This is a genomic window from Streptomyces sp. IBSBF 2435, assembly GCF_036815005.1.
Lineage (GTDB): Bacteria > Actinomycetota > Actinomycetes > Streptomycetales > Streptomycetaceae > Actinacidiphila.
This window is the reverse complement of the sequence record NZ_JAJSYW010000142.1, coordinates 1-18233: the sequence shown is the minus strand read 5'-3', so window position 1 is coordinate 18233 and position 18233 is coordinate 1. Positions and strand designations below refer to the sequence as shown.

Genomic DNA, 18233 nt, shown 5'->3' with positions numbered 1-18233 from the left:
GTGCCGGGGTGCCGGGGTGCCGGCGTGCGGCCAAGATCCTTTCTTTGGGCGTAGCGGCTCGACTACATTGTGCGCATCGGCGGCGACGAGGGGCAGACGCGCCATGGATGCCATGGATTACGAGGGCACACAACGCTACGGCCAAGGGCGGCCGGGCGCCGGTCCGCCCATCCCACCGTCCACGCCACCGAGGCCGACCAGCCCCGTACCCCGTCCGACCGTGCCTCCGCCGATGCCGGCCAAGGCCCCGCCTGCCTCGGCCCTGGAAACCTGGCTGCGCACCCCGCGCGCGGCGGACGCGCCCGGCATCTACGGGTTCGGGCACACACCGCGCCCCAAGCCCGATCCCCGTCAGCTGCCCGCCAGACGGCTGCTCGGCGGCGCACTGCTCAGCCTGCTGGTCGGACTGCTGATCTGGTCGATGTTCCGGGACGGCTACTTCGACTTCTGGATCTGGCCGGCGATATGGGTCACGCCCGACCACTGGCGCAGCGGCGCGGGCGGCGACACCAACGCCTTCAACGCCGTCACCCGCGTCTGGGCGGTGGTGTGCACCCTGGTCCTCGCCTGGATCTGCGCCAGGGTCGGGAACTGGGGCCAGGTGTGGCGCCGCTTCGTGACGCCCGCGCTGCGCAAGCTCATCGATGAGCCCGACGGCCCCACCGCTGCCGCCGACGCCGGTGTGCCCGACCTCGTGGAATGGCCGGAGCTGCGCGCGGCGCAGCGGCACGCTCTCGCCGACCGGCTCGCCGCCGAGGTGCGCACCGGCCGGATGAACGACGTCGACTACACCCGGATCCGCCGCGCCTGGGGCGGGGTGCTGGCCGACCCCGGCAGGCTCGGCGCCTTCACCGACCAAGTGCTGCGCGACGGCGGCGAGGCCTGTGGCCATCCGTCGGGCGCCAGGGACGTCCCCTACCGCGGGGCGCCCCACGACCTGCTGACCCGGCAGGTGCGGATCGGCCGTGGCATCGACGACGACCGCAACCCGTACCAGCACCGCGGGTCCGGCATCGCGCTCGATCCGACGCTGCTGGGCACCGGGCTGCTCGCGGTGGGCCCCTCCGGCTCGGGCAAGACCCGCCAGGTGATGCGGCCGGTCGCGGAATCGCTCTGCCTCCAGGCGCTGGCGGGACAGGCCGCGGTAGTGGCTGTCGGAGCGGCCGGAGCCGACCTCGGCCCCGCCGGCTCCTACGACGTGGTCATCTCCCTCGCCGACCCGGCGTCCCGCTACGACCTCGACCTGTACGGCACCGACGACCCCGACGCGGCGGCCGGGACGCTCGCGGAAGCACTGATCGACGCGCACAGCGGTGGCGGCACCGGGGACGTACGCCGGGCGACGACCGCACTCAGCCAGATCCTCGGCCCTTACCTCGCCGCGCGCGGCCGCTTCCCCGCCATCCCCGAACTGCGCGAACTGCTCGACGGCACCCCGCATGCCTTCGCCGCCCTGCGCGACGCGCTCGACGCGGCCGGAGCGCCGGGGATGGCGAGGGAACTGGACGCCCGTGAACGGCAGACCGCCCAGCGCGGCGACATCGGCCCGCTGCTCGCCGACCGGGTCTCGCTGCTCGACCGGCCCGCCTTCGCCGGATTCTTCGATGTGACGGGCCGTTCCCGGCCCTTCTCCATGCGCGCCCTCGAACACCCGGTGCGGGTCCGCATCGACCTGCCCCAGCACGGCCACGCCGAGGCCGCCCGGATCCTGGTCAGGCTGGTGCTCGCCCAGTTCACGGCCGCGGCCGTCGCGCGGCGCGACAGGTCGCTCTTTGCCTGCCTGGTGCTGGACGACGCCGCCCACACGATCACGCAGGAGTCCGTGCGCGGGCTGGCGCGGCTGCGCTCGGCGAACGCCGGGGTCGTGATGGCCCTGCGGACGCTGGACGACGTGCCCGAGGCACTGCGGACGGCGCTGCTCGGCGTGATGGGCTGCCGGATGGCGATGTCCGGGGTGACCACCTGGGACGGGAAGCGTTTCGCCGAGGCGTGGGGGACCACCTGGGTGGAGACCAGGGACATCACCCGGACTCCTGACCAGTCCGGCGGTCTGCCCAGGCGGCTCAGCCGCGGTGTGCGGAAGCTGTTCACCGGAGAAGCCGTCACCACCGAGTCGGTGACCGTCAGGGAAGTGGAGCGGGAGCGGTGGTCCGCTTCGGATCTGGCGCACGCGGTGCCGGCCGGGCACGCGGTGCTGTCGTTGACGGCCACGACGGGGGAGCACGCGCCGCCGATCCTGCTGGACCTGCGGGGGTGAAGGGGGGCTCACGGGGCGGCGTGCGGTGAGCGGTGCGGCACAATTGACAGGGGCGACCATTCCCGGTCGGCCGAAATCCAGCGATTGCCGGTATCTGGTCGTATGCCCCTCACCCTCGCCTCCCTCGTGCACCACTCGGCGCTCAAGCTGACCGTCCTCGCCGGCAAGGACCGGCTGGACTCGGAGGTGCGCTGGGTGCACACCAGCGAACTGGACGACCCGGGTCCGTATCTCGACGGCGGCGAGCTGCTGCTCACCACCGGGCTCAAGCTGGAGGTCGGCGACCCCGAGTCGATGCGCGGCTACGTACGGCGGCTGACCGAGGCCAAGGTCGTCGGGCTCGGCTTCGGCGTGGGGGTCGGGCACGACATGGTGCCCGACGCCCTGGTGGAGGCGGCCACGCAGGCCGGGCTGCCGCTGCTCGAGGTGCCCCGCAAGACGCCCTTCATCGCGATCAGCAAGACCGCGTCCGCGGCGCTCGCGGCCGACCGCTACAAGGCGGTGACCGCAGGCTTCGAGGCCCAGCGGGAACTGACCAGGGCCGCGCTGGCCGCCGACGGCACCGCCGCGCTGCTGTCCCGGCTGGCCGCCCACCTCGACGGCTGGGCCGCGCTCTACGACGCCTCGGGCGCGGTGCTGGCCGCCGCCCCGGACTGGGCGGGCCGCCGCGCCGCCCGGCTGGCCGGCGAGATCGACCGGCTGCGGGACATCCAGGGGCCGGCCGGCGCCGCCGTCGCGGGCGGGGCGGGCAGCGAGGACCGGGTCGAGATCCAGTCGCTGGGCACCGGGCGCCGCCCGCGCGGCTATCTCGCGGTCGGCACCGAGGAGCGCCTCGACACCTCCGCGCGCTACGTCGTGCACGCCGCCGTCGCCCTGCTGACGCTGTCGCTGGAGCAGTCCCGCACCCTCCAGGACGCGCACACCCGGCTGGCCGCCGCGCTGCTGCGGATGCTGCTCGCCGGTGAGACCGGGCACGCCCGCAGTGTGGCGGGCGCGCTCTACCGCACGCTGCTCGACCACCCGGTGCGGGTGCTGATCGCCGAGCCCTCGGACGCCCAGCGCGGGCCCGAGGCGCTGGCGAGGCTGGCGGAGCGCGTCGACTCCGCCGCCGCCCGCTCGGGCGACCCGCTGCTGGCGATCCAGGACGGTACGCGGCTGGTCGTGCTGGCCGCCCAGGACGCCACCGCGCTGGCCGCCGCCGCCGACCTGGCGGAGGCCGAGGACACGCTTGCCGCGGGGCTGTCGGCGGCCGTACCACCCGAGGAGGTGCCCGAGGCGCACCGGCAGGCCGAGCGGGCGCTGGCCGTCGCGGTCCGCAGGGACCGCAACCTGGTCGAGCACGGCGAGGTCGGCGCCGGGTCGGTGGTGCCGCTGCTGGCCGAGGACGCCGTGCGCGCCTTCGCCGAGGGCCTGCTGCGGCCGCTGCGCGAGCACGACGCCACCTCGCGCGGCGACCTGGTCGCCTCGCTGCATGCCTGGCTGTCGCACCACGGCCAGTGGGACGCCGCCGCGGCCGACCTCGGTGTGCACCGGCACACCCTGCGCTACCGGATGCGGCGGGTCGAGGAGATCCTCGGCCGCTCCCTGGACGACCCGGACGTCCGGATGGAGCTGTGGCTGGCCATCAAGACCGAGGCCGAGGCCCACTCCTGACACCGGCGGACGGCGCGTTGCGCCTTACCGGCCGTGCCGCCACCGTGTCCGGCCTCTGACAGCCGCGGAAGACGCGCTGGGATCACCCCCCGGCCGCACCGCCGCAGGCCCGAGGCCCGCCTCCGGCACCCCGCGGACAGCGCCTTACGGCGCCGGCGGCGCCGCCGCGTCGGGCGCAGGCGCGGGGGCGGCGGCGCGGCGGGCCGCGAGGTCCCAGGACAGCCGTACGGTCAGCCCCGCCTCCGTACCGGCCTCGGCGATGACGCCGAGCAGCTGGCCCGACTTCACGGCGAGCTTGAGGCCGAACTCGACCTCGAAGGCGTCGGGGGAGCCCGCGGCGCCGCCCTCGGCGATGGTCTGTGCGGCCCAGCGGCCGATGCCGCGTACGGTGTCCCGCACGCCTTCCAGCGTCAGGGTGACCGCCGAGCCCATCGCGGCGGCCCGGGAGCGCACGCCGATGTCGTCATAGGCGCCGGTCTCGTCGGGGTGCTGGAAAGGCACCTCGCCGACGATCTCCGCCTCCACCGTCGAGCCGTCGTCCAGTGCGATCGTGACCGTCTGCGCCATCGCCCGTCCCCTCCCCGTGCCGGGGCGCCAGGATAGAGGCAGCGACCGCCTCCGGGTGCGGGTTCCGGCTCTCACGGCCCCGGAAGGGCGCAGGACGGCGCTGGCCATTCCGTAGCGTGCGGGCGTACGCGTACTCCGCCGTGGACAACGTGCCGCGCCGCCGCCCGCGCCTACCGTGACAGGGAGCGACACCCGCGACAGAAGGGCGGAACCCCCGTGACGACCGCAGCTCCGTACGCGTTCTGGCTGGCGGGCCGCCGGGCCACCGGCACGGACTCCTTCGATGTGACGAGCCCCTGGGACGGAGCCCTGGTCGGCCGGGTGAGCGTGCCGGACGACGCGCAGGTCGAGGAGGCGGTCGCGGCGGCGGTCGCCGCGGAGCCGGCGTTCTCGGCGACGCCCGCGCATGTGCGGGCCGCCGCGCTCGACCACGTCTCGAAGCGGCTGGCCGAGCGCGCCGAGGAGATCGCCCGGCTCATCACCGCGGAGAACGGCAAACCGCTGAAGTGGTCGCGGGGCGAGGTCGGCCGTGCGGTGTCGGTCTTCCGCCTGGCCGCCGAGGAGGCCCGCCGCTTCAATTCCGGCGAGATGCAGCGGCTGGACACCGACCAGGGCGGGGTGGGGCGGCTCGCGCTGACCCGGCGCTTCGGGCGCGGCACCGTGCTGGGCATCGCACCGTTCAACTTCCCGCTGAACCTGGTGGCGCACAAGGTCGCCCCGGCCCTCGCGGCCGGGGTGCCGATCATCCTCAAGCCCGCCCCCGCGACCCCGCTGTCGGCGCTGCTGCTCGGCGAGATCCTGGCCGAGGCCGAGGGGCTGCCGGCCGGCTCCTGGAGCGTGCTGCCGGTGCCCAACGACCGGATGCCCGCGCTGGTGCGGGACCCGCGGCTGCCGGTGATCTCCTTCACCGGCTCCGACACCGTGGGCCACGCCATCGCCGACTCGGTGCCGCGCAAGCACGTCACCCTCGAACTCGGCGGCAATGCGGCGGCCGTGGTGCTCGCCGACTGGTCCTCGGAGGCCGACCTGGACTGGGCGGCCGGCCGGATCGCCACCTTCGCCAACTACCAGGGCGGCCAGTCCTGCATCTCGGTGCAGCGGGTCATCGCCGACGCGGCAATATACGACGCCCTGGCCGAGCGCATCGTCGCCAAGGTCCGCGGGCAGGTCACTGGCGACCCGGCGGACGGCGCCACCGACGTCGGCCCGCTGGTCAGCGAAGCCGCCGCCATACGTGTCGGGCAGTGGGTGGACGACGCCGTCGGCAAGGGAGCCAAGCTGCTGGCCGGCGGGACCCGCGACGGGGCGACCTACGCCCCGACCGTGCTGGCCGACCTGCCCGCCGACGCGGCGCTGGCCACCGAGGAGGCCTTCGGCCCGGTCCTGTCACTGCATCGGGTCAACGGCGCCGAGGAGGCCTTCGCGGCCGTCAACGACTCCCGCTTCGGCCTGCAGACCGGCGTCTTCACCCACGATCTGCAACTGGCCTTCCGCGCCCACCGCGAGCTGGAGGTCGGCGGTGTGGTCATCGGCGACGCGCCCTCCTACCGCGCCGACCAGATGCCCTACGGCGGGGTCAAGGACTCCGGAACCGGGCGCGAGGGCGTGAAGTACGCGATGGACGACTACACCTACGAGCGCGTCCTGGTGCTCACCGGCCTCGACCTGTGACCTCCGGTCCCGGCGAGTGACCGCCCGCCGCGGCCCACGGCCCGCCGCCGCGGGCCGAGCGCTGACGACTCGTCTGGTGGGGTCGGCGGAAATCGGGTAGTACGGACTGGTAGCACCGGTCAGTAGCCGGCTACCCGGAGGTGACGCAACCGTGTCCGCACCCGTCGCAACACGCAAGGTCTCCGAACGCGAGGCACGCCAGGTGGCCGAGGCCGCCCGTGAGCGGGACTGGCACCGGCCGAGTTTCGCCAAGGAGCTCTTCCTCGGCCGCTTCCGCCTCGACCTGATCCACCCGCACCCGCTCCCGGCGCCGGAAGCCGTCGCCAGGGGCGAGGAGTTCCTCGCCCGGCTGCGGGAGTTCTGCGAGACCTCGATCGACGGCGCCAGGATCGACCGCGAGGCACGCATCCCGGACGAGACGATCGTGGGCCTGAAGGAGCTGGGCGCCCTCGGGATGAAGATCGACCCCGCTTACGGCGGTCTCGGCCTCACCCAGGTGTACTACAACAAGGCGCTCGCCCTGGTCGGCACCGCGAGCCCCGCGGTCGGCGCGCTGCTGTCCGCGCACCAGTCGATCGGTGTGCCGCAGCCGGTGAAGATGTTCGGCACCGACGAGCAGAAGCAGGCGTTCCTGCCGCGCTGCGCCCGTACCGACATCAGCGCCTTCCTGCTCACCGAGCCCGACGTCGGCTCCGACCCCGCCCGGCTGGCCACCACCGCGGTCCCCGACGGCGACGGCTACGTGCTGGACGGCGTGAAGCTGTGGACCACCAACGGCGTCATCGCCGACCTGCTGGTCGTGATGGCCCGGGTGCCCGCCTCGGAGGGCCGCAAGGGCGGCATCAGCGCCTTCGTGGTCGAGGCCGGGAGCGAGGGCATCACCGTCGAGAACCGCAACGCCTTCATGGGCCTGCGCGGCCTGGAGAACGGCGTCACCCGCTTCCACCAGGTGCGCGTCCCGGCCGCGAACCGGATCGGCCCCGAGGGCGCGGGCCTGAAGATCGCCCTGACCACCCTCAACACCGGCCGCCTCTCGCTGCCCGCGGGCTGCGTCGGCGCCGCCAAGTGGTGCCTGAAGATCGCCAGGGAATGGTCCGCGGCCCGCGAGCAGTGGGGCAAGCCGATCGCCGAGCACGAGGCCGTCGGCGCCAAGATCGCCTACATCGCCGCCACCACCTTCGCGCTGGAGGCCGTGCTCGACCTGTCCTCGCAGATGGCCGACGAGGAGCGCAACGACATCCGGATCGAGGCCGCCCTCGCCAAGCTCTACGGCTCCGAGGCCGCCTGCCGGATCGCCGACGAGCTGGTCCAGATCCGCGGCGGCCGGGGCTTCGAGACCGCCGACTCGCTGGCCGCCCGCGGCGAGCGGGCCGTACCCGCCGAGCAGCTGCTGCGCGACGTGCGGATCAACCGGATCTTCGAGGGCTCCACCGAGATCATGCACCTGCTGATCGCCCGGGAGGCCGTCGACGCCCACCTGTCGGTGGCCGGCGACCTCATCGACCCGGACGCCTCGCTCGGCGACAAGGCCAAGGCGGGCGCCAAGGCCGGCGGTTTCTACGCCAAGTGGCTGCCCAAGCTCGTCGCGGGACCCGGGCAGCTGCCGAACGCGTACGCCGAATTCGACGGCCTCGCCCCGCACCTGCGCTATGTCGAGCGCAGCGCGCGCAAGCTCGCCCGCTGCACCTTCTACGCCATGTCGCGCTGGCAGGGCCGGATGGAGACCAAGCAGAACTTCCTGGCCCGCATCGTGGACATCGGCGCCGAGCTGTTCGCGATGAGCGCCGCCTGCGTGCGCGCCCAGCACCTCGCGGCCGGCAGTGACCACGGCCCGCAGGCGCGCCGGCTCGCCGACACTTTCTGCCGGCAGGCGCGGGTGCGCACCGACGAGCTGTTCGCCCGGCTGTGGACCAACACCGACAGCGCCGACCGGGCACTGACCGAGGCGGTGCTCCGCGGCGACACCCAGTGGCTGGAAGCGGGCATCGTCGACCCCAGCAGGGACGGCCCCTGGATCGCCGAGACCGAGCCCGGCCCCTCCAAGAGCGCCGACGTGCACCGACCCGTGCACTGAGCAGGACCGCCTGCGCGCCGTCCACAGCCTGTGCGGGGCAGTGGACGGCGCACGGCTTCCGCACGACACAATGGCCCCATGACGGATGCCCTCGCAGACCCGCACTACCGCCCGTACGCCACCAACGCCCCGGCGGACGGCCCCCGAGACATCGTGATCCTCGGCTCGACCGGCTCGATCGGCACCCAGGCCATCGACGTGGTGCTGCGCAACCCGGACCGCTTCCGCGTCACCGCGATCTCCGCGGCCGGCGGCCGGGTCGCCCTGCTCGCCGAGCAGGCCCACCAGCTGCGGGTACGGACGGTCGCCGTCGCCGACGAGGCCGCCGTCGGCCCGCTGCGCGAGGCGCTCACGGCTCTGTACGGGCCGGGTGCCGCGCTGCCCGGGATCATCGCGGGACCCGAGGCCGCCACCGAGGCCGCGGCACTCGAATGCCACTCCGTGCTCAACGGCATCACCGGCTCGATCGGGCTGCGGCCGACGCTCGCCGCGCTGCGGGCCGACCGGGTGCTGATCCTGGCCAACAAGGAGTCGCTGATCGTCGGCGGGCCCCTGGTGAAGGCGCTCGCCAGGCCCGGCCAGATCGTGCCCGTCGACTCCGAGCACTCCGCCCTCTTCCAGGCGATGCTGGGCGGCCGCCGCCAAGAGGTGCGCAAGCTGCTCGTCACCGCCTCCGGCGGCCCCTTCCGCGGCCGCAGCAGGGCGGAACTGGAGGCGGTCACACCCGCCGACGCGCTCGCCCACCCCACCTGGGCCATGGGTCCGGTCATCACCGTCAACTCCGCGACCCTCGTCAACAAGGGCCTTGAGGTGATCGAGGCGCATCTGCTCTACGACGTCCCCTTCGACCGGATCGAGGTCGTCGTCCACCCCCAGTCGTACATCCACTCCATGGTGGAATTCGTCGACGGCTCCACAATTGCGCAGGCCAGCCCGCCCGACATGCGGATGCCGATCGCCCTGGGCCTGGGCTGGCCCGACCGGGTGCCGGACGCCGCACCGGCCTTCGACTGGTCGAAGGCGTCGACATGGGAGTTCTTCCCGCTGGACGAGGACGCCTTCCCGTCGGTCGCACTGGCCCGCCATGTGGGTAGCCTCGGGGGCACCGCACCCGCGGTGTTCAACGCCGCCAACGAGGAGTGCGTCGACGCCTTCCTCGCCGGCCGGCTGCCGTTCACCGGGATCGTGGACACCGTCGCGAAGGTCGTCGAGGAGCACGGCACACCCGACTCGGGAACTTCGCTGACGGTCGAGAACGTCCTCGAAGCGGAGGCCTGGGCACGCGCCCGGGCCGTGGAACTGGCCCGGACTTCGGAGGCAACAGGGGTATGACCGCTCTCATGACGGTCCTCGGCATAGTGGTTTTCGCCGTGGGCCTGATGGTCTCCATCGCCTGGCACGAGCTGGGCCACCTCTCCACGGCCAAGCTGTTCAAGATCCGCGTGCCGCAGTACATGGTGGGGTTCGGCCCGACCGTGTGGTCCCGCAAGAAGGGCGACACGGAATACGGCTTCAAGGCCATCCCGCTCGGCGGCTACATCCGCATGATCGGGATGTTCCCGCCCGGCGAGGACGGCCGGATCACCGCCCGCTCCACCTCGCCGTGGCGCAGCATGATCGAGGACGCCCGCTCCGCCGCGTTCGAGGAGCTGCAACCGGGCGACGAGACGCGGCTGTTCTACACGCGCAAGCCGTGGAAGCGCGTCATCGTGATGTTCGCCGGACCCTTCATGAACCTGATCCTGGCCTTCGCGCTGGCGCTCGCCGTCTTCATGGGCATCGGCATCGCCAAGCAGACCACGGTGGTCAGCTCGGTCAGCGACTGCGTGATCTCGCAGGCCGACACCGCCAAGCGCAACCCGGACAACCCCTGCCTGGCCGCCGACCCCGTCGCACCCGCCAAGTCCGCAGGCTTCCTGCCCGGCGACAAGTTCCTGGAATTCAACGGCCGCCCGGTCAAGGACTGGGCCGAGCTGTCCAAGGACATCAGGACCGGCGCGGGCCCCGCCACCATCGTGGTGGAGCGCAACGGCCGTCAGGTCACCCTGCACCCGGTGATCACCACCAACGTCGTAGCGAAGACCGACAGCCACGGCGACGTGCAGGACGGCACCGTGACCGCCGGCTTCCTCGGCTTCAGCCCGGCCAGCCACATCGAGCCGCTGGGCTTCACCAGCTCGGTCAGCCACATGGGCGACATGGCACGGCAGGGCGTCGACTCGCTGCTGCGGCTGCCGCAGCGCATCCCCGACCTGTGGCGGGCCACCTTCGACGGCGCCCCCCGCAAGGCGGACTCCCCGATGGGCGTGGTCGGGGCCGCCCGCGTCGGCGGCGAGGTCTTCTCGCTCCAGGAGCCGGCCATCGACCGGATCGCCACCATGGTGATGCTCGTCGCGGGCTTCAACCTGTCGCTGTTCCTCTTCAACATGCTGCCGCTGCTGCCGCTGGACGGCGGCCATGTGGCCGGCGCGCTGTGGGAGTCGTTCAGGCGGCACACGGCCCGGGTCTTCCGCAAGCCCGACCCCGGACCCTTCGACGTGGCCAAGCTCATGCCGGTCGCCTATATCGTGGCCGGAATCTTTGTGTCCTTCACTTTGCTCGTGCTGATCGCCGACGTGGTCAACCCGGTCAAACTCAGCTCGTAATGCCCTGAGCCGAGTGAGAGACGTGGGGCGGGTGCCGTAACCTCGAAGCGGAGCCCGCCCACGCCGGGACTTGTGTCACACCTTGGGGAAGCCACGCAGATGACCGCGATTTCGCTCGGTATGCCGGATGTTCCGACCAAGCTCGCCGAACGCCGCAAGAGCCGTCAGATCCAGGTGGGAACTGTCGCCGTCGGCGGCGACGCCCCGGTGTCCGTCCAGTCCATGACCACCACGCGCACCTCCGACATCGGCGCCACCCTCCAGCAGATCGCCGAGCTGACCGCTTCCGGCTGCCAGATCGTCCGGGTCGCCTGCCCGACGCAGGACGACGCGGACGCTCTTTCCACGATCGCCAGGAAGTCCCAGATCCCGGTCATCGCGGACATCCATTTCCAGCCGAAGTACGTCTTCGCCGCGATCGACGCCGGCTGCGCCGCGGTCCGGGTCAATCCGGGCAACATCAAACAGTTCGACGACAAGGTGCGGGAGATCGCCAAGGCCGCCTCCGACGCGCGCATCCCGATCAGGATCGGCGTCAACGCCGGCTCGCTCGACCGCCGCCTGCTGGAGAAGTACGGCAAGGCCACCCCCGAGGCGCTGGCCGAGTCCGCGCTGTGGGAGGCGTCGCTGTTCGAGGAGCACGGCTTCCGCGACATCAAGATCTCGGTCAAGCACAACGACCCGGTCGTGATGGTCAACGCCTACCGGCTGCTCGCCCAGAAGTGCGACTACCCGCTGCACCTCGGGGTGACCGAGGCGGGCCCCGCCTTCCAGGGCACCATCAAGTCCGCCGTCGCCTTCGGCGCGCTGCTCGCCGAGGGCATCGGCGACACCATCCGCGTCTCCCTCTCGGCGCCGCCCGCCGAGGAGGTCAAGGTCGGCATCCAGATCCTGGAGTCGCTGAATCTGCGGCAGCGCCGCCTGGAGATCGTCTCCTGCCCGTCCTGCGGCCGCGCCCAGGTCGACGTCTACAAGCTCGCCGACCAGGTCACCGCCGGTCTTGAGGGCATGGAGGTGCCGCTGCGGGTCGCCGTCATGGGCTGCGTCGTCAACGGCCCCGGCGAGGCCCGCGAGGCCGACCTCGGTGTCGCCTCCGGCAACGGCAAGGGGCAGATCTTCGTCAAGGGCGAGGTCATCAAGACGGTGGCCGAGTCCAAGATCGTCGAGACGCTGATCGAGGAGGCGCTCAAGCTCGCCGAGCAGATGGAGAAGGACGGAGTGGCCTCCGGTGAACCCCAGGTGAGCATCTCCTGACCGGCGCGTTCCCGTCCCGCCCCGGGCCCGGTATCGACGGGTGCGGGGCGTGGCACGCCCGTGCGAGGTAGAGTGCCCAGTCCATTCCCCGCCTGCACGAGCGGCCCAGAAGGCGAAAACGGTGAGGCGTCCACGTGCTGACCCACTCGACTGCCCGCGTCCTCGAACCCGGTGATCTCGACGCGGCGCTGGCCGTCCTGCACAGCGACCCGGTCGCCAACGCGTTCGTCACCTCCCGGGTCAATGTCGCCGGACTCGACCCGTGGCGGCTCGGCGGCGAGATGTGGGGCTGGTACGCGGCCGGCCGGCTCACCTCGCTGTGCTACGCCGGCGCCAACCTCGTACCGATCTGCGCCACCCCCGAGGCGGTCAGCGCCTTCGCGGAACGCGCCCGCAGGTCGGGTCGCCGCTGCTCGTCCATCGTCGGCCCCGCCGACGCCACCGCCGACCTGTGGGCCCGGCTCGAACCGCACTGGGGACCCGCCCGAGAGGTCCGCCGCCACCAGCCGCTGATGACCACCCGCGCCCTGCCCGCCGACATCGCGCCCGACCCCCGGGTCCGGCGGGTCCGCAAGGACGAGATGGAGGTGATCATGCCGGCCTGCGTGGCGATGTTCACCGAGGAGGTCGGCGTCTCGCCGCTGGCCGGCGACGGCGGCCTGCTCTACCAGGCCCGGGTCGCCGAACTCGTCTCCACCGGGCGGGCGTTCGCCCGCATCGAGGACGGCGAGGTGGTCTTCAAGGCGGAGATCGGCGCCGTCACCCGCCACACCTGCCAGATCCAGGGCGTCTGGGTCGCCCCCTCCCACCGCGGCCGCCGGCTGTCCGAGTCCGGCATGGCCGCCGTGCTCCACTACGCCCTGCGCGACGTCGCCCCGGTGGTCAGCCTCTACGTCAACGACTTCAACGCCCCGGCCCGCGCCGCCTACCAGCGGGTGGGCTTCACCGAGGTCGGCGCCTTCATGTCGGTCCTGTTCTGAACCCCGGCCGCCCCGGGCACCGCACCCCGCCGCCACCGCCCCGGACACCGATCCGGGCGGACCGAGAAAGGCAGTAATGTCGCCGCCCATGGAGAACGTGGTGGTCGGGACGAGCGATCTTGCCGCGCATGTCGATGAGGCGCTCGCCGTACAGGCACTCGCCTTCGGGCTCGGACCCGAGGAAGTGGCGATCAGGCGGCAGATCGTCCTGCGGCATCTGGCCTGTCCCGGGGCGCGGGCGCTGGCCGCGTGGACCGAGGACGGGCGGCTGGTCGGCTTCGTGTACGGGCTGCCCAACGACCGTACGCACTGGTGGTCCAGCGTCGTGCAGCCGTACCTGCGCCGGGAGGGCAACGACGGCTGGCTCGACGAGTCCTTCGTGATCACCGAACTGCATGTGCTGCCCGACTTCCAGAGCCGCGGCATCGGCCGCCGGCTGATCACCGCGATCACCGACACCGCCGCGGAGCCGCGCAGCATCCTGTCCGCGATCGACGGCGACACCCCCGCCAGGCGGCTCTACCACGCGCTGGGCTACCGCGACCTGGCCCGCCCGGTCCACTTCCCCAGCGCCTCCCGGCCGTACGCGGTGATGGGCGCCCCGCTGCCCCTGCTGCGCTGACCGCGGGGCGGCTACAGCCAGCTCGCGAACTCCAGCAGCAGCTCGCCGTCCTCGCGCCGGCCCGCCGACACGTACCGGACGCCCGCCTCCACCGCGCGGAAGACCGCCCAGCCGCGCAGCCGGGCGGCGTCCACGTCCAGCGCCTCGGCGAGCTTCGCGATCCGCCGCCTGGCGGCGGCCCGCGCACCGGGCTGCGCCACCAGCGTCGAGAGCCGGTCCCTGGTCAGCCACGCCAGGTCGTACGCCCGCTCCCCGACCAGCGGCCTGGGGTCGATCGCCAGCCACGGCATCCGCTCGCCCGCCAGCACATTGCCGTGGTGGTAGTCGCCGTGCAGCAGAACGCTCTCCACCGAGGCGGCCGAGTCCGCCAGTTCGGCCCGCGCCGCGAGCGCCTCGTCGATCAGCGGCCCGGCGTCCGCCGCGCCGGCCGCCGTACGCAGCTCCCGCAGCAGCGCGGCCTGCCCGCCGGTCGCAGCGGCGACCGTGCGGAAGGGGTGGTCACCGGCCGGCGGCACCCACAGCCGCTGGAGCACCGCCTCGGCCTCCAGCATCGCCTTGGCCTCGGCCAGCGAGCGCAGCGAGATGTCCGCGCGCAGCCGCTCCAGCAGCATCGCGCCCTCGGCCGGCTCCGCCCGCAGCAGCCGGGCCGCGCCGCGCCCGCCCCAGTGGGCGAGCGCCGCGTGCTCCTGCTCCGTCTCCTGGTTGACCATGCCGACCTTGAGCACCGCGGGCTCGCCGCCGGCCGTGCGGACCAGCACGACCATGCTGATCCGGCCGCCCGCCGCGACGACCCGCTCGGCGGTCAGCTCCCAGCGCTCCAGGCAGTCCGCCACCCGGCCGGGCAGCCGCGCCAGCCACGCCAGGCCCGCCTCGCCCTCCCAGGCGGTGACGCTGCGGACCAGCCGCTCGGGCGGTTCGAGGTGCGCTGCTGAACCCATCGCCTGCCCTGCCCTCCGTGCGGCTCCCGGCGCCCGGCGGCGACGTTCAGCCGAACTCCGCCAGACCCGGGAAGGCTACGCTGCCGCCGCGCCATCGCACCGCCCGCACCGCCGCGTCCCGCATCGCACCGGCCGCGTCCCGCCGCAGGTCACCGATCGCACTGCGCACCACGTCGCCGTAGGCGCCCGCCACCCGCTCCTCGACGTACGCCGCGAGCCGTTCCGCGGCCGCCGCGTCGGAGACGGCGAAGGGCAGCTCGTAGCCGGCCGCGGTGGTCACCGGGGACGCACCGAGGTCGGCGACGGTACGCGCCAGGCTGTCGCGGCGCGCACGGTGGGCGTCGTAGCCCTGCTGCGCCTCGGTCTGCCTGCCGCCGGTCAGGTGGCCGCCGACGACCCCGTAGCCGTACACCGCGGCGTGCTCGGCGGCGAGCGCCGCCTGCACCGCGTCGATGACCGCGTTCATGCCCCGTCCGTCCCCTCGCTCGTCGGCCGCCCGCCGGCCCGGGTGCCGAGAAGTGCGGCATGGCCCGCGCCGGCCGCCGCGACCGAGGCCATCAGCCGGGCCAGCCCGCCGGGCACGGTCAGTACGGTGGCGGCCCTGCGGTCGGCCAGGGAGCGTTCCGCGGCGGCGAGTGCCGCCAGCGTCTTCGCGGTGGTGGCCGGGGCCGCGGTCGCCGCCGGGACGGGCGCGCTGGGCGCCTTGCCGCCGAAGGCCTCGATGTGCCGGACGACCTCGGCCCGCAGCGGCCGCAGCCGGGCGGCGAGCGAGGGGTGCGCGGCCGCGGCGGCGTCGTAACGCCCGATCAGATCCGTGCTGTCGCGCACCGCCTGCGCCTGCTCCGCGACCCCGGGGAGCGACGCGGGGGCCTTGTCCGACGGCCCGCCGGACGGTCCGTCAGCGTCCTTCGCGCACCCGGCGCCGACCGCCGCGACCGCTGCCGCCACCACACTCCGCCTGCTCAGCCGAGCGGCCGCCTCCGGGATCATGGGGGGAGTTTACGGGTCCGGAGTGGCGCGGCGCCCTGCCCCGGCTCGGGTAGCCTTGCCCTTACACGCGACCTTCCACCACAACAGCACACGCGGCCGAGGAGTCACCCGGATGAGCACCACCCAGAGCGAGAGGCTGCGCGCGCTGCTTGAGCCGCTTGTCGGCAAGGCCGGTCTCGACCTGGAGGACGTCACGCTGACCGCGTCGGGCCGGCGGCGCCAGCTGCTGGTCGTGGTGGACGCCGAGGACGGCGTGCAGCTGGACACCGTGGCCGCGGTGAGCCGCGCGGTGTCCCAGGCGCTGGACGACTCGGATGTGATGGGCGAGACGGAGTACGTCCTCGAAGTCACCTCGCCGGGCACCGACCGGCCGCTGACCGAGCCCCGGCACTTCCGGCGCAACTCCGGGCGGCTGGTGAGGCTGGCGCTCAAGGAGCGCGGCGAGCTGATCGCACGGATCATGGCGGTGGACGAGACGGGTCTCGACCTGGAGGTGCCGGGCGTCAAGGGCCGCAAGCCCAAGCCCGCCCGCGCGGACTTCACGGAGATCGCGAAGGCCCGGGTCGAGGTCGAGTTCAGCCGCAAGGCCGGCGAGCCGGACGACGAGGCCCTCCCTGACGACGGCACGGAAGACGACGTGGAAGACGACGAGATGGACGGCAGCGACATCGACGAGACCACAAAGGAGGCGTAGCCGTGGACATCGACATGAAGGCCCTGCGGGGTCTGGTGCAGGAGCGGCAGATCTCGTTCGAGCTGCTGGTCGAGGCCATTGAGTCGGCGCTGCTGATCGCCTACCACCGCGAGCCGGGCAGCCACCGGCGCGCCAGGGTGGAGCTGGACCGCACCAGCGGGCATGTGACGGTGTGGGCGACCGAGGACCCCGACGAGGTCGCCGAGGGCGCCGAGCCGCGCGAGTTCGACGACACGCCGTCCGGTTTCGGGCGGATCGCCGCGTCCACCGCCAAGCAGGTGATCCTGCAGCGGCTGCGGGACGCCGAGGACGACATCACCTTCGGGGAGTACGCCGGCCGCGAGGGCGACATCGTGACCGGCGTCGTCCAGCAGGGCAAGGACCCCAAGAACGTGCTGGTCGACATCGGCAAGCTGGAGGCCATCCTGCCGGTGCAGGAGCAGGTGCCCGGCGAGGAGTACAAGCACGGCGTACGGCTGCGTACGTACGTCGTACGGGTCGCCAAGGGCGTACGCGGCCCCTCCGTGACGCTGTCGCGCACCCACCCGAACCTGGTCAAGAAGCTCTTCGCGCTCGAAGTGCCGGAGATCGCCGACGGCTCGGTCGTCATCGAGGCGATCGCCCGCGAGGCGGGCCACCGCAGCAAGATCGCGGTCAGGTCGGCCCGCTCCGGGCTCAACGCCAAGGGTGCGTGCATCGGACCGATGGGCGCCCGGGTGCGGGCGGTCATGGCGGAGCTGCACGGCGAGAAGATCGACATCGTGGATTGGTCGGACGACCCGGCCGAGATGGTGGCGAACGCGCTGTCGCCCGCCCGGGTTTCCCGGGTCGACGTGGTGGACGCGGGTGCCCGCTCCGCCCGGGTCACGGTGCCGGACTACCAGCTGTCGCTGGCCATCGGCAAGGAGGGGCAGAACGCCCGGCTCGCCGCCCGGCTCACCGGGTGGCGGATCGACATCCGCCCCGACACCGAGGGCACCGAGCACGCCCCCGCCGGCCCGCACTCACCGGTGCAGGCGCGTCCGGAAGGCTGAAACCGTACCTATGAGTGGCCGAATTTCCGGCTGACATGAAACGAACGACCGTGCGTCGGCACACTCGAAGGAGTGAGGTCCGCGCGGGGAGGTAGACTGAGAGTGTCTGGTCGGACGCTGCCACCAGCATGCCCGGAGCGTACGTGCGTGGGCTGCCGTCAGCGAGCGGCCAAGAGCGATCTGCTGCGTGTGGTGATGAATGGGGATGCCTGTGTCCCCGATCATCGCGGTACGCTGCCCGGTCGGGGCGCATATCTGCATCCCGCCCTTGCCTGCCTCGACCTGGCGGTCCGCCGCCGGGCGTTCGGCCGGGCCTTCCGAGGCCCGGCGGTGGCGCCCGATACCGCGGAAGTGCGCCGGTTTGTCGAGCAGCAGGCAGCCCCGTAAGAAGGCACGAAGAAGTACGGCACGGATCATCCCGTGCGATCAGGTACCTCGCGAGATGGAAGTAGGTCGAGATTGCGATGAGCACTCGATGAGTACGCGATGAGTACGCCCATGAAGTAGCGACGGTCCGGCGGACGATCACCCCGGACCTAAAAGGAGCGAAGTGGCTAAGGTCCGGGTCTACGAACTCGCCAAAGAGATGGGAGTTGAGAGCAAGGTCGTCATGGCCAAGCTCCAAGAACTCGGTGAGTTCGTCCGTTCGGCGTCCTCGACGATCGAGGCGCCGGTAGTTCGCAAGTTGACCGACGCATTCCAGGGACCGGCCGGCGGCAGCGCCGGCAAGTCCGCTGCGAAGCCCGGGGCGCCGCGCAAGAGCGTCCCCGCCAGGCCGGCCCCCACCCCGGGTGCGCCGGCCCGTCCCGCTGCCCCGGCACCCAAGCCGGCGGCCGGCGGCCCCGTCACCCGCG

General features: G+C 72.9%; 17 protein-coding genes. 13 read left to right on the top strand and 4 right to left on the bottom strand.

What is annotated here, in order from left to right:
* Window positions 1–112: 112 nt before the first annotated feature.
* Complete coding sequence (locus V7E46_RS24125) at window positions 113–2257, top strand: ATP-binding protein (RefSeq protein ID WP_443054329.1); 2145 nt, start codon at window positions 113–115, stop codon at window positions 2255–2257.
* 102 nt (window positions 2258–2359) lie between these two features.
* Window positions 2360–3910 (top strand): PucR family transcriptional regulator, encoded by a 1551-nt coding sequence (locus V7E46_RS24120; protein WP_333770372.1) that lies wholly within the window; start codon window positions 2360–2362, stop codon window positions 3908–3910.
* 144 nt (window positions 3911–4054) lie between these two features.
* On the opposite strand, the gene V7E46_RS24115 is transcribed toward V7E46_RS24120, so the two are convergent.
* Window positions 4055–4477, bottom strand: coding sequence for a CU044_2847 family protein (locus tag V7E46_RS24115; RefSeq protein ID WP_333770371.1), 423 nt, complete (start codon window positions 4475–4477; stop codon window positions 4055–4057).
* Between the two features lie 216 nt (window positions 4478–4693).
* On the opposite strand from V7E46_RS24115, the gene V7E46_RS24110 reads away from it, so the two are divergent.
* The 7 genes from V7E46_RS24110 (at window position 4694) to V7E46_RS24080 (ending at window position 13723) form a co-directional block, all read left to right on the top strand.
* Window positions 4694–6148: an aldehyde dehydrogenase family protein gene (locus V7E46_RS24110; protein ID WP_333770370.1), complete on the top strand. Its 1455-nt coding sequence runs from the start codon at window positions 4694–4696 to the stop codon at window positions 6146–6148.
* 151 nt (window positions 6149–6299) lie between these two features.
* On the top strand, window positions 6300–8222 hold the full coding sequence (locus tag V7E46_RS24105; protein ID WP_333770369.1) for an acyl-CoA dehydrogenase family protein: 1923 nt from the start codon (window positions 6300–6302) through the stop codon (window positions 8220–8222).
* A gap of 78 nt (window positions 8223–8300) precedes the next feature.
* Window positions 8301–9554 (top strand): 1-deoxy-D-xylulose-5-phosphate reductoisomerase, encoded by a 1254-nt coding sequence (gene dxr, locus V7E46_RS24100; RefSeq protein ID WP_333770368.1) that lies wholly within the window; start codon window positions 8301–8303, stop codon window positions 9552–9554.
* Complete coding sequence (locus tag V7E46_RS24095; RefSeq protein ID WP_333770367.1) at window positions 9551–10867, top strand: M50 family metallopeptidase; 1317 nt, start codon at window positions 9551–9553, stop codon at window positions 10865–10867. The genes dxr and V7E46_RS24095 overlap by 4 nt, the downstream gene beginning before the upstream one ends.
* A 99-nt stretch (window positions 10868–10966) precedes the next feature.
* On the top strand, window positions 10967–12121 hold the full coding sequence (gene ispG / locus V7E46_RS24090; protein ID WP_333770366.1) for a flavodoxin-dependent (E)-4-hydroxy-3-methylbut-2-enyl-diphosphate synthase: 1155 nt from the start codon (window positions 10967–10969) through the stop codon (window positions 12119–12121).
* A gap of 134 nt (window positions 12122–12255) precedes the next feature.
* Window positions 12256–13101, top strand: coding sequence for a GNAT family N-acetyltransferase (locus V7E46_RS24085; RefSeq protein WP_329174136.1), 846 nt, complete (start codon window positions 12256–12258; stop codon window positions 13099–13101).
* Between the two features lie 76 nt (window positions 13102–13177).
* On the top strand, window positions 13178–13723 hold the full coding sequence (locus V7E46_RS24080; protein WP_333770365.1) for a GNAT family N-acetyltransferase: 546 nt from the start codon (window positions 13178–13180) through the stop codon (window positions 13721–13723).
* 11 nt (window positions 13724–13734) lie between these two features.
* Here V7E46_RS24080 and V7E46_RS24075 read toward each other — a convergent pair whose 3' ends face one another.
* The 3 genes from V7E46_RS24075 to V7E46_RS24065 are packed head-to-tail and all read right to left on the bottom strand — an operon-like array spanning window position 13735 to window position 15651.
* Window positions 13735–14661: an aminoglycoside phosphotransferase family protein gene (locus V7E46_RS24075; RefSeq protein WP_333770364.1), complete on the bottom strand. Its 927-nt coding sequence runs from the start codon at window positions 14659–14661 to the stop codon at window positions 13735–13737.
* A 46-nt stretch (window positions 14662–14707) separates the two neighbouring features.
* Window positions 14708–15127, bottom strand: coding sequence for a ferritin-like domain-containing protein (locus V7E46_RS24070; RefSeq protein WP_333770363.1), 420 nt, complete (start codon window positions 15125–15127; stop codon window positions 14708–14710).
* Entirely contained in the window at window positions 15124–15651 is a 528-nt protein-coding gene (locus V7E46_RS24065; RefSeq protein ID WP_333770362.1) for a hypothetical protein, read from the bottom strand. Before V7E46_RS24065 ends, V7E46_RS24070 begins: the two co-directional genes overlap by 4 nt.
* 112 nt (window positions 15652–15763) lie before the next feature.
* Between V7E46_RS24065 and rimP the strand changes: the two genes are divergently transcribed.
* From rimP to V7E46_RS24045, 4 genes are all read left to right on the top strand, one after another.
* On the top strand, window positions 15764–16345 hold the full coding sequence (gene rimP / locus V7E46_RS24060; RefSeq protein ID WP_333770361.1) for a ribosome maturation factor RimP: 582 nt from the start codon (window positions 15764–15766) through the stop codon (window positions 16343–16345).
* A gap of 2 nt (window positions 16346–16347) precedes the next feature.
* Complete coding sequence (gene nusA, locus V7E46_RS24055; protein ID WP_333770360.1) at window positions 16348–17379, top strand: transcription termination factor NusA; 1032 nt, start codon at window positions 16348–16350, stop codon at window positions 17377–17379.
* Between the two features lie 102 nt (window positions 17380–17481).
* Window positions 17482–17766, top strand: a complete 285-nt coding sequence (locus tag V7E46_RS24050; RefSeq protein ID WP_333770359.1) for a YlxR family protein — start codon at window positions 17482–17484, stop codon at window positions 17764–17766.
* A 163-nt stretch (window positions 17767–17929) separates the two neighbouring features.
* On the top strand, window positions 17930–18233 hold a 304-nt coding region (locus tag V7E46_RS24045), incomplete at its 3' end, for a translation initiation factor IF-2 N-terminal domain-containing protein (protein ID WP_333770358.1).